The sequence below is a fragment of the Nocardia sp. NPDC005746 genome (assembly GCF_040630785.1).
In the GTDB taxonomy this organism is placed as follows: domain Bacteria; phylum Actinomycetota; class Actinomycetes; order Mycobacteriales; family Mycobacteriaceae; genus Nocardia.
The window spans coordinates 26745-37539 of record NZ_JBEXYE010000036.1 but is presented as its reverse complement, the minus strand read 5'-3'; the positions used below and the strand labels follow the sequence as shown (position 1 = coordinate 37539).

The following is a 10795-nucleotide window of genomic DNA, read 5'->3' as shown; positions in this document are numbered from 1 at the left end:
CGCTCTACCAGGGGCTTCGTCTATCCACCGGGCGACACGCCGCACCAAACACCAACTGCCACAACATCATCCATCACCGATGAAAAAGGCTCACTATTTGGCACTGGTTGTCAGCGACTAGGCACAGTGAAAGGAGCAAATGTAAGTACATCTGCAACAGTGACTTTCACGCACACTTCGCGTGGAATGTGGAATTTTCTCCGTAATGTCAGAAAAGGGCTGGTTAACGGCTGGTTCCTAGGACCGCCCGGGGTGGTTGGGGCCGATGGTGGGCGAGATTTTCCGCCATTCCTCGGCCCAGTCGGCGCTGTGCCGCCGTGCCAGGAACCGGTCGGCGCACCGGGCGAGAAGTGCCGCGCCACAGGCGGACGCGAGGACGAAGAGGACCCCCGTGCTGATGCCCTGGGCCACGGCGTCGGAGTCCGACCGGGGCGGGGTGGTGTCCTGCCCGGTGACGTCGATCCAATGCACGACCTTGTCGCCCCGCTCGGCGGTCCCCGGCACGTCGACGAGCGCGATATTGGTCTGGCCGTGGGCATTCCACTGCACCATGGCCTGCGGCGGACCGGGCGCCACACTCTGGCCCGCCGCGCGGGGGAGCCGGATCGGATCGGAGACGACGGTGGCCGTGACCGAGGTCTTGGTCGCGTTGGCGGCGTGGATGCGGGCGGCGGCGCTATCGGCGGTCCTGATCCCGGCGGTGATCGCGACCGGCAGGCTCGCCGCGATCAGCAGCGCGGCGAGCATGCGCCACGCCGCCTGGAATCGATCGGACCGTCGCATCAGCCGGTTCCGGCTCCAGGGAGCCGTCCGGCAGATGCGCCGCACGAGCTTCCGCACGTAGGCGCGTTACCCCGTGGGAGCCGTCCGAAACGGTCGTGCCGGGGTCAATCCTGGGCGCGGCGGCGTTCGGCTTCCTGGCGGCGGGCCTCGGCGCGCTGCTGTTCGGCGCGCTCGCGCAGGCCACGTAGGAAGGCCTCGTCGGCGGCGGGATCCGCGGGGACGTAGCGGCCCGGCCGGTCGTATTCGGAGTAGTGGGTGGTGGGCCGGCGCGGCGCCTCGTGGAGCGGGCGGCCGAGGATCAGCCACAGCAGACCGCCGAGGGTGGGGACCAGGAGGACGATCACCAGCCAGCCGCCCTTGGGCAGATGCCGGACCCCGGTCTCCGGGCAGGTGATGATGTCGATCAGGCAGTAGACCCACAGGGCCAGCGTGATGAGTCCGACGGCCGCGTACGGCATTGATCTTCTCCTCGAGAATCCCCCCGCAAGAACATGCGGCTCCGGGATCGTAGCCGGTGAACTCAGAAGCTGCCCAAGGGGTCCTGGTTGTCGAAGATGTATTTGTCGCCGTTGTACCAGGTGACGATGACCGAGGAAGCCTCCTCGGGCTCCTGCCGGCAATAGGAGACGCCAGGGAAGGGCAGGGACGAGGATTCTCCGCATTGGTAGGCGTAATCGTCGGCGAGTTTCTGCGTCTCGAAGCGCTGTCCGAGGCCGCCGTAGCTGCCGGGGACCCAAATGGAGTCGGGTCCGGTGAACACCCACAGAATGCTGCCGAACAGCCAGGCGTAGAAGAGGTACGTGGCGGCGACCGCGCCCGCGCAGAGCACCATGAACCGCCTGGCGCGGCGGCGGCGAGTTTTCTGTTCCCGGAACGGGTAGGAGCCTGAATCGGAACTGTCCATCATGTGGTCCTCCTCAGTCGGAGAGATGACATGTTCAGGCGTGTTGATCAAATCTACCGTGATCGAGTTCGAGAGTCTCTAGCGAATTCGGTTCGGCTGCACGCGAGAGTATTTCGACGGCGGTCGTCCGGTATCTATTCGGACGACCGATTTATTCGATAATCGCCGCCGGATCGGCCGGCCGCCCTATTGCCGCCGAAAACCGCTGAGCGGCAAGGCGGCCGGTCCGCTGCTGCCCGCCGACCCAAGATCGAGGTGGTTGAGCAGGTTCTGGATGACGACGTACGGGTTCATCGGCTGGTCCTTCTTCCGGAGATCCGCGGCAGGTGGTTGTGACTGCCGTCACGGTGTGGTCTCATCAAGATACACAGATACGCGAACTGTGTCTGTGTATCAGGCCCGATCGAAGAGGATTCACGGCTATGGATGCACACCGTCTGAGCAGGCGCGACGCATTGAGGACAGGAAGCGGCCTCCTGGGAGTCGTCGGCGCCATGGCGCTGACACCGCGCACCGTGCGCGCGGAGCCCTGGAAGTGGTCGCCCGCCGATTCGGTGGTCGGCGTCGGCGGCGGCGCGGACCCGATGACCGTCTACGACCCCGACGCCGACTCCGTGCTGGCCGACATCATCGACCACGCCGACGTACCGCAGATCAACCGGCTGCTGGCGACCTGGATCTACAACGATCAGCCCCTGCCCGCCGGACTGCCGAAGTCCTTGGCGGACTTCATCGAGGACGCGCGGCAGCTGCCGTCCTGGACCGACCAGGGCAAGCTGGCCAGCTCGTTCGAATTCACCAAGAAGCGGGGGACCTACCTGGGCGTGCTGTACGCGTTCGCCAGCGGCATGATGTCGACGGTCATTCCGCACGAGGCGCGGGCGGTGTACTACTCGCGCGGCGGGTCGCACCTCAAGGAGCGCATCGCCAAGACCGCGAAGTTCGGATACGACATCGGCACGGTGAACGCCTATGGCCAGGGCGGTGAAATGGTCGTCACCTGCGTGAAGACCCGGATCATCCACGCGTCGGTGCGGCATCTGCTGCCGCAGTCGCCACACTGGCCATCGGATGTCACGCCGATCAGTCAGGAAGACATGATGGTCACCTGGCACAGTCTCGCCACCACCATCATGCGCACCCTGACCGCGTGGAAGCTGCCCATCCCGGCCGCGGAATCGGCTGGCTACCTGCACAGTTGGCAGTTGGCGGCGCATCTGCTCGGCATCCGCGACGAGTACATCCCGGCAACCTGGGACCAGGCCGACGCGCAGGCCGCGCAGCAACTCGACCCGATCCTCGCCCCGACCGCCGAAGGCACCGATCTGGCGCATCAGCTGCTCAATCTGGGCGCGGATCTCGACCTGACGCTGCTCAGTCACGGCATTCTGGGCGCGTTCACCCGATTCATCATGGGGGACAAGGTCGCCGACTGGCTCGCCATTCCGCGGGAGCCGGTGTGGAGTCCACTGCTCGAGGTCGCGTGGGGTCCGTATGTCGCAGTCCGGGAGGGCGTGTTGTCGGTGGCTCCGGTGGTCGACGCGCCCTACTGGATGTTCGACGAGTTCCTGCGGCAGTTCGTGCTCTGGTACATGGCCGAGCTGCGGATGCCGTTGAGTATCGAAATCCCGCTGACCAACCGGTGATTCGCCTGCCGGTCCGGGGCGGCGCGCACTGACGGCGACGGCGGGCCGCGGCTCGCCGTCGCCCACGAGCCTCCGGATTCAAGGAAACAGCTAACGTATCGCTGTATCGGCAACGATGTGGAGACGTGAAACGCGATCAGGAGGACGCCGTGGAACCCGCGCCGCGCGCGAAGGAACTCCCGCTCGGCCAGTCCTTGATCGAACGCGCCTACCTGCAAGCGGTCGAACAGGTCGACGACACCGACAGTATGCGCACCCGCATTCTCGACGCGGCCGACGAGCAGTTCCGGCGCTGGGGTGTGCAGCGGTCGACGATGGAGGATGTCGCGCGGACCGCGGGGGTTTCGCGAATCACCGTCTACCGGCGCTTCAGCACCAAGGAAGAACTGGTGGAGCGCGTCATCCTGCGCGAATTCCGCCGGTACTTCGACACCTTCCTGGTCGATATCGCGGCGGCGGCCGATGTCGGGGAGCGGGTGGTCGTCGGGTTCGTGAGCTCGCTGCGCGCACTGCGCGGCAATCCGCTGATCGGTGCCCTGATCACCGCCGAACCCGACTATTTCGTGAGTTCCCTGGTCGGCGACGGCGGCCGGGCGGTGGCCATGGTGCGGGAATTCGTGGCCCGCCAACTCCGGCAGGAGCAGCGGGCGGGCACCATCTCCCCGGACCTGCGGGTCGAGGTGGTCGCCGAACTGATGGTCCGAATCTGCGCTTCCTTCTTGGCGATTCCGAGTCAGGTCGTCGACATCGACGACGACGAGCAACTCGCGGCGATCGCCCGCCAATTCCTCCTTCCCATGCTCGACCCGCCGGGTCGGTAGCCCCGTACCGATCGATAGGGACGACCCGTATGGACCCGCGCGATATCGAACTGCGCGACATCGAGATCTTCTTGACGCTGTCCGAGGAACTGCATTTCGGTCGCACCGCCGAGCGGCTTTACCTCTCGCAGGCCCGCGTCAGCCAGGTGATCCGCAAACTCGAAAGCCGGATCGGCGGAAAGCTTTTCGACCGCTCCAGCCGCACCGTCTCGCTGACCCCGATCGGCCGCCGCCTCTTCGAGGACTTGCAGGTCAACTACCGCGACCTGTGCGCCAGCCTGGGCCGGGCCGAACGCTCAGCCCGCTACGGTGACGACGGTCTGCTCCGTATCGGCGTGACCAGCAGCAGCCTCGAGGAAGTGCGACCGCTGCTGGATATCTTCCGGGCCCGCCACCCGAATACGAGTGTGCACATCGAACACGTCCATTTCGGCAATCCCTTCGGCGCGCTGCGCGCCGACGAGATCGACATCCTGATCAGCTGGCTCCCCATAGAGGAACCCGATCTGATTGTCGGCCCGATTCTCTACGAGGAACCGTTCATGCTCCTCGTCGGCGCGAATCACCCCCTGGCAGAACGGGATTCGGCCACGTACGAAGATCTCGCCGACTACGGCGTCTTCGGCGCGGGCACCGACGCCGCCAATCAGCCTCCCGACTACTGGCAAAGCGCCATCACCCCCTTCACCACCGCCTCCGGCCGCACCATCTCCCGCGTCGCGTACGTCGACAACTTCCAGGACATGATCCTCCAGTTGGCCGCGGGTAAGGCCATCACACCGGTTCACGCCCACGCCAGTCGCCACTACGCCCGCCCCGACGTCATCTACATCCCCATGCCCGACGCCCCACCCGCCCGCTGGGCCCTGGTCTGGCGACGAGGCGCGGAATCCGACCTGACCCGCAGCCTCGCCGCCATCGCCACCGACTTCGTGAAAGACCGAGCGGCAGACCGCTGACTCAGCGATGCCCGCCCGAGTGGTCGTGCGAGCAGGTGTCGGTGCGCCGGCCGTCAGGGCTGGTGGCCGCTTGCCCCGCACCATGACCCTCGAGCGCCGCGAACGGCCCGCACTGGTTCGCGGTGATCCACACATGAACCATCGGATTACCCGCACCGGGATTGATCGAGGCGGGCGGGCAATTGCCCTGTGCATCGGTGACTCCGGCGACCTGCGGGCCACCGTCGCCGGCCTTCCAGCAAAGGTTGTCGTGAACATGCCACTGCATCAACGCCCCGCCGTAGTTCACCAGATCCGGGTCGTCGATCTTCTTGCCCTTCGCGATGTACATCGCCGACACCAGGGTCCGATTGTCGCCGTCGACCCGATAGACCAGCGACTCCGGATGTTCGGCATCGAGGAACAGGTCATCGCGAATGTAGGCCGTATTGATGAAGTGCTCGTACCCGGTGATCGAATCGCCGATGGACCGGTAGCCCAGCGCGCCGATGGAATGGACGTCGGCGAACGCGGGCAGGTCGTCCAGTGTGCTGCGAATCAACGCGGTCGCCCGCTGCTCCTGCGCGGCGGTCACCCCCGGCACCCCGGACACATCGATCGGCTTCGCCGGATCCCACGGCCGCGGCCAAGCATTCCCGGTCCCATGGTCGTGAGCGGTGTGGTCGCCGTCCGCATGGGAGTGATCCCCGGTGCCGTGACTGTGCACATGCCCGGCCCCGCCGAGCATCGCCGCGACAGCGAGAACTCCCGACAGCCCGGCGGCTGTCGCCGCCTGCGGCACGCTCAGTTTCGCCTCGGGCCGCACCAACGCGACCGCGGCCCCGACGATCGAGACCGCCCCCAGCGCCGCACAGGTGCTGTCGAGGAACTGCGGCGCCTCGGCCACGTCGAGCCCGTCGGGCCACGGCAACCCCGCCACCCGCGTATACGCCCAGACCGCCACGGCGACGACGTTGACCCCGATCACCATGACCGGCACAGCTTTCCGGGCACTCACCATCGCCACGAGCCCCACCGCGCATTGCGCCGCCGCCAGCACGACCATCAACCGCGCCAATGTCGCATGCTCGGTATGCAACCCCGCCGCGAACAGATGCAACGCCCCGGCCCCCACCGCCGCCACTCCTCCGAGCAGTAGAAACCCATTACGCACACCGGCCATATCCCGGGTCTCCCTTCATTCCGCGTGCACACTACGGGGCGGAGACCGGCCCTTGAACCCTCCGACTCGTGAGGAATCTCTGTGGAAACACCCGCGAACCCAGACGGCCCCCTGGCCGAGCTGGTCCGCTGAGCGCGCCACCATCGGCCACGCGATCAGGAGGCGGCGGCGCAGCCTCGGGCGGGCGGGCCGGAGGCGAAGCGGTCGCCGAGGTAGCGGAGAGCGCCCACGGCTTCGACCATGGCTGTGCCGCTGTGGCCCGGGATGTTCGAGAAGTGTTGTGTGAGAGTCGATCCCATGGAGCAGTAGCGGTTGATGAGGGCGTGGACGCCGGGGGCGGGGATCATCTCATCGGCGTTGCTGTGGTACAGGTACAGCGGGACGTCCGGGGTGATGGCGCCCAGCTCCTGACGTTGGGCGGCTGCCACGACCGTCGGGTGCGCGAAGAGGTCGGCTGCGACGGAGTAGTCGCTGAGGTGTGTTCCCGAATAGGTCTGTAGTAGACCGGTTCCGCAGCGTTTGCCGACGTCGGCGAGCATGGCGGTGCTGCGGTTGTTGAGCAGGACCTCGATCTTGGCCTTGGGCTCGTTGCGGATCAGGGCCGCCGTGATCAGTAGGGCGAGGGCCGCTTTCGGGCCGCCGTCGGCCGCGCGGGCGATGGCGGGGATGTCGGCGGGGATGCCGCCCGCGGCGATGCCGGTCAGCGGCAGTTCCGGAGCGTAGGTGGCGCGTAGTTGCCCCGCCCACAGCGCCGCGTAGGCGCCGCCGGAATAACCCCAGATCCCGGTCGGGCTGTCGGCCAGTCCGGTGGACGGGAAGCGGCGCGCGGCGCGGATCCCGTCGAGCAGGGCGTGGCCGGACGTCACGCCATCGAGGAATCTGGACTGCGGGCCCTCGTAATCGGGGATCACCAGCGCATAGCCGAGGAGCAGCGGACCCACGAGGAACGGCAGGTCCAAGGTGGTTTGGCTGCCGATGTTGATGGGTGCGCGCAGAGTGGCGGAGGGAGCGCAGGCGGTGGTGAGAGCGTCTTCGGCGCTGGCGAAGGCCACCAGCGGCCGGGAACCGGGGCCCCGCCAGGGCGCGGTCGGTTCGATGACGGTGGCGATCGTGGTGATGGGCTTGTTCTCGGAATCCGTTGTCAGGTATTGGATTTGCCACGCCGTTATGGGCAGCGGCGTCGACAACCCGAACAGCTTCACGCTGCGCCAGGCCAGCGGGTCGCCACTCTTGTGGGCACCCAGGTCGGCGGGTGTGCTGTAGAAGGGATCGGCTTCGGGCACGGGCGCGGGCGCGGCCACCGCGGAGGAGATTGCGGTAGTGAACGCGAGAACGAGCGCGCCGAGGAACAGGGCGTGCCGGGCGGTCTTCTGCACAATGCCGCATGACGTGCGGCGCCTCATGGTCTTCCGCATCGCAAGCACAGTATCCGCTGTCTTGGCTGGTCAAGCGGTGCGGAAGCGGTGTGTCGCGCCTGGATTGTCCGGCGTGGGAGAGCCGCCCGGTCAGCCGCCGGTGTCAGTCCAAATCAATCCGAACGGTCATCAGATCAGTACCGACCACCCGCACCGCCGTGCTGTTCGCCCTCGGCAACGACCGCAGCCGAGCCACCGGATCGTCCTCCGGCATCAGGTGCGCGGTACCGGTGAACCACCGCCCGCGAATCCGCAGCCGAACCCGATTGTCGGCTTCGATGTTCCGGATGTACTGCGACCGCCGCCCGAACTCGGACACGAACCAGAACGCGCCGCCGCTGCGCCGCCCACCGATCGGCGTGATCCGCGGCTGCCCGCTCACCCGCCCGGTCGTCTCCAACAGCGTCTGGATCGGCAATCGCCTCAGAATCGGATTTCCCACTCTCCGTTGGAATCCCGTCACCACAGCATGCTGGATCTCGCGCCGGTCGGCCATGCCCCGACGTTAGCACCGCCGGAGCAGCCTGCGGCGGTGGCCGCAGGCTGGTGTCCGCGATCCGAGCTACCGGACGGGCAGGTGCGCCCCGTCGGCATCCGGAACCATGATCGGCGAGGTAGCCGGTTGACGCCGTCCGGCCGGCCGGGAGCGCGCGACCGATACCGCCCGGGCGGCAGCCGCCGGCTGCGGTTCGCGACCGCACTTGCGGATGAGGTCGTAGAGGTCGCCGTCGAATTTGTCGACGCAGCAGGTGTGCTGATTGCCGACCACCCCGTCGGAGGCGAATTGCAGAATGGTGGGCTTGCGACCGGACATCACATTCCAGCCCGCGGCATGGTCACCGACGCCCTGGTATTGCTCCTTGAACGGGCGGGGCGCGCCGGAGCCGTTGTAATTGCTGGCCCAGATGTCGTAATCCCCGGTGAGCGAATCGCCGTACATCCAGAACGGGGTGTACCCGATGACGTAACCGGGAGCTCCCCGGTCGGCGAGCCGCTGCTTGGTGAGTTCCACCGCCTGCAGCACCTCATCGGCGCTGGGCGGGCGCGGGGCATTCGTCGACTGTTCCGCGTCGACCTGCCAGATCCACGGCCTTTCCTTCCACCACGGCGTCTGCTCATCGACACAGCTCACCCAGAAATCGACCTGCTCCGCGATGTCTCCCGGCCACAGGAAGTGGTAGCTGCCGAGCACCGGGATCCCGGCGTCGCGCGCCCTTTCGAGCACCTCCTGGTAGTGCTGGGACCTCCAGTCACTGCCTTCGCTGGTCTTGTAGATGAAGAACGAGATCCCGTCGGTGTGGGCGGCGACCATGTTCATGGGACCGCGGGCGAAGTCGTAGTCGGAGGCGTCCCAGCCCCAGACCGGTGCGGTATTGGCGACGGTAGCGGTGACGGAGGCGACGGGCGTCCCGGTGATCTCGGGATGGACCCGGTCGGGCGCGGACCCGCCGGCGAGCTGTTCCAGCTGCGTCATCAGGTCGGCCGAGGTCGCCCAGTGGATGTGGTCGAAGTGGCCGATCGAGGAGGGTGGGCCGTAGGGTCCGCCGCCGGGGAACTTCTGCTGATTCTTGACGTAGAACCCGTCATCGTCGGCGAACGGCGTCGAATGGATGAGCTCGACGGTGTAGTTCCAATACCTGTCGTACATCCATTTGGCGAAGTCCCGCATCTTGACGTCGTCACGATCGCAGCCGATATCGATGGCCGCCGTCGGCGAGCCGTCGTAGGACAACCCATAATGGTGCGATTGCAGGCCGTGATCGCCGTCCATACCGCTGGTGATCCGCAGCTCGTCGGCTCTCGGATAGGTCTCGAGAAACTTCACCATCCTCTTACCCAGAGGGCCGAGCACAACGCCCGGAAACTGTTGTATGGCCATGACTCTCTCCTCGGTACGGATGGTGTGAAAGACCACGGAAATCAGGGCGATTTCCGCCGCTCACGGCGACCGATGTGCTGTGAGAATCAAAGAATTGCACCGGGATTCAGCACTGTAACGAGTGTTCTACTACGTGCCTTCCAGCCGATCCGGGCCGAAACCCCGGGCGACCCACTAGCGAGTCCCCGCCGCCTCAAACCGCGACACCAGACACACTGACGTCAGAGCAAGTAGTCCGCTACCTGCACCTGATGTCCTGTTCGATCCTGCCCACGACCACGTCCAGCCCCACGCGGCATCGATCCGGACTTCATCAGCGAACGGGAAGTGTCGCTATCCGTGATACCGCTCCGTTACGACAGGGCCTTCGACGGCAGAACACTGTCCAGTTTGCGGATGAATCGTGGAAGATGCGGATCCGTCGCGGGAAGCCGATCAGGATCCAGGTCCCACCAGCGAGCCCCCTCGAACTCGCCCGGATCGAGAGCGTAGTCGCGGTCGCGATCCCCACGAATCACGAACCAGAGCGATACGTCGACATGAGCGCGGATCCCTTGGCGCGCTTGGCCGCCCAGATCGCCGTGTATTCGAACACGCCAGTCTGGCGCAGCACCCCGACGATGACCATCATGCCGAGCAGCAGAAAGATGACGTTCCAGTCGACACCCGCCTCAGGAGAGAAGAACGCGTCCTCGGAACCGGCCACACCCGCGGCGAGCACGATCCCCGCGCCGCTGAGGGCCGCGGTGGTTTTGTGCACCCGCTCGGAGGCGATGAGCACGTAGGCGACGACGAACACCGCGATCGCGACAGCAGTCACTGGGCCCACTATCGAGTCGTAGCGGCGGTAACCGAGCGCGGCGCGAGTGCACCGCCCGGAGAAAGTCCCGCACGTTGCGGGCTTCAAGCCGAGAACCATGTGCCAATGTTGCTCGATCCGGATCGAGGCATGTTAGGCTCGTGCTCGCCAGATCGTTGAACCTTGTTCTGACCGATTTCCCTGGGTGGTAGTGGATTTCGCGACTTGATCGGCATTCCCTCCTGTGGTCGGTGACCGCATAGCAGCATGCCGTTCGGGAACGCGGCTCGAAAGCTGTACGCCGGGTATGTTGTGAGCCCGCGTTCTTTGCCAGATGTTGGAAATATCCGACTCTTCAGGCTTTGAGATACCAAGAAACGTTGACGTACGGGTGCGGGGGCGTTGTCGCACTGCGGCGCGGAGTCCG

General features: G+C 66.1%; 10 protein-coding genes and 1 pseudogene. 3 read left to right on the top strand and 8 right to left on the bottom strand.

From position 1 onward, the window contains the following. Positions 1-237 precede the first annotated feature (237 nt). The 3 genes from ABZ412_RS35100 to ABZ412_RS35090 all read right to left on the bottom strand — a co-directional run bounded on the left by ABZ412_RS35100 (position 238) and on the right by ABZ412_RS35090 (position 1690). Positions 238-783 (bottom strand): hypothetical protein, encoded by a 546-nt coding sequence (locus ABZ412_RS35100; protein ID WP_357289390.1) that lies wholly within the window; start codon positions 781-783, stop codon positions 238-240. A gap of 104 nt (positions 784-887) precedes the next feature. Beyond that, entirely contained in the window at positions 888-1241 is a 354-nt protein-coding gene (locus tag ABZ412_RS35095; protein ID WP_357289387.1) for a PLDc N-terminal domain-containing protein, read from the bottom strand. A 62-nt stretch (positions 1242-1303) separates the two neighbouring features. Further along, a complete protein-coding gene (locus ABZ412_RS35090; protein ID WP_357289384.1) occupies positions 1304-1690 on the bottom strand; it encodes a hypothetical protein in 387 nt (128 codons plus the stop codon). Positions 1691-2109: 419 nt separating this feature from the next. Between ABZ412_RS35090 and ABZ412_RS35085 the strand changes: the two genes are divergently transcribed. The 3 genes from ABZ412_RS35085 (at position 2110) to ABZ412_RS35075 (ending at position 5113) form a co-directional block, all read left to right on the top strand. Then, positions 2110-3333, top strand: a complete 1224-nt coding sequence (locus tag ABZ412_RS35085; RefSeq protein ID WP_357289382.1) for an oxygenase MpaB family protein — start codon at positions 2110-2112, stop codon at positions 3331-3333. Between the two features lie 125 nt (positions 3334-3458). Beyond that, positions 3459-4154: a TetR family transcriptional regulator gene (locus tag ABZ412_RS35080; RefSeq protein ID WP_357289380.1), complete on the top strand. Its 696-nt coding sequence runs from the start codon at positions 3459-3461 to the stop codon at positions 4152-4154. Between the two features lie 29 nt (positions 4155-4183). Continuing rightward, positions 4184-5113, top strand: coding sequence for a LysR family transcriptional regulator (locus ABZ412_RS35075; protein WP_357289378.1), 930 nt, complete (start codon positions 4184-4186; stop codon positions 5111-5113). A 1-nt stretch (position 5114) separates the two neighbouring features. On the opposite strand, the gene ABZ412_RS35070 is transcribed toward ABZ412_RS35075, so the two are convergent. From ABZ412_RS35070 to ABZ412_RS35050, 5 genes and pseudogenes are all read right to left on the bottom strand, one after another. Then, entirely contained in the window at positions 5115-6275 is a 1161-nt protein-coding gene (locus ABZ412_RS35070) for a hypothetical protein (protein WP_357289375.1), read from the bottom strand. Positions 6276-6430: 155 nt separating this feature from the next. Further along, positions 6431-7690, bottom strand: a complete 1260-nt coding sequence (locus ABZ412_RS35065; RefSeq protein ID WP_357289373.1) for a lipase family protein — start codon at positions 7688-7690, stop codon at positions 6431-6433. Positions 7691-7793: 103 nt separating this feature from the next. After that, the gene (locus tag ABZ412_RS35060) at positions 7794-8186 is read right to left on the bottom strand and encodes a nitroreductase/quinone reductase family protein (protein ID WP_357289371.1); all 393 of its coding nucleotides are present in this window, start codon (positions 8184-8186) and stop codon (positions 7794-7796) included. Between the two features lie 66 nt (positions 8187-8252). Continuing rightward, complete coding sequence (locus ABZ412_RS35055) at positions 8253-9518, bottom strand: GH25 family lysozyme (protein ID WP_357289368.1); 1266 nt, start codon at positions 9516-9518, stop codon at positions 8253-8255. A gap of 598 nt (positions 9519-10116) precedes the next feature. Continuing rightward, positions 10117-10389: pseudogene (locus ABZ412_RS35050) on the bottom strand (SLC13 family permease); the annotation flags it as partial. Between the last annotated feature and the right edge of the window lie 406 nt (positions 10390-10795).

Coding starts and splice junctions, on each gene's coding strand:
- ABZ412_RS35100 (WP_357289390.1), bottom strand. CDS start 783: ATGCGACGGTCCGATCGATTCCAGGCGGCGTGGCGCATGCTCGCCGCG.
- ABZ412_RS35095 (WP_357289387.1), bottom strand. CDS start 1,241: ATGCCGTACGCGGCCGTCGGACTCATCACGCTGGCCCTGTGGGTCTAC.
- ABZ412_RS35090 (WP_357289384.1), bottom strand. CDS start 1,690: ATGATGGACAGTTCCGATTCAGGCTCCTACCCGTTCCGGGAACAGAAA.
- ABZ412_RS35085 (WP_357289382.1), top strand. CDS start 2,110: ATGGATGCACACCGTCTGAGCAGGCGCGACGCATTGAGGACAGGAAGC.
- ABZ412_RS35075 (WP_357289378.1), top strand. CDS start 4,184: ATGGACCCGCGCGATATCGAACTGCGCGACATCGAGATCTTCTTGACG.
- ABZ412_RS35070 (WP_357289375.1), bottom strand. CDS start 6,275: ATGGCCGGTGTGCGTAATGGGTTTCTACTGCTCGGAGGAGTGGCGGCG.
- ABZ412_RS35065 (WP_357289373.1), bottom strand. CDS start 7,690: ATGCGGAAGACCATGAGGCGCCGCACGTCATGCGGCATTGTGCAGAAG.
- ABZ412_RS35060 (WP_357289371.1), bottom strand. CDS start 8,186: ATGGCCGACCGGCGCGAGATCCAGCATGCTGTGGTGACGGGATTCCAA.
- ABZ412_RS35055 (WP_357289368.1), bottom strand. CDS start 9,518: ATGGTGAAGTTTCTCGAGACCTATCCGAGAGCCGACGAGCTGCGGATC.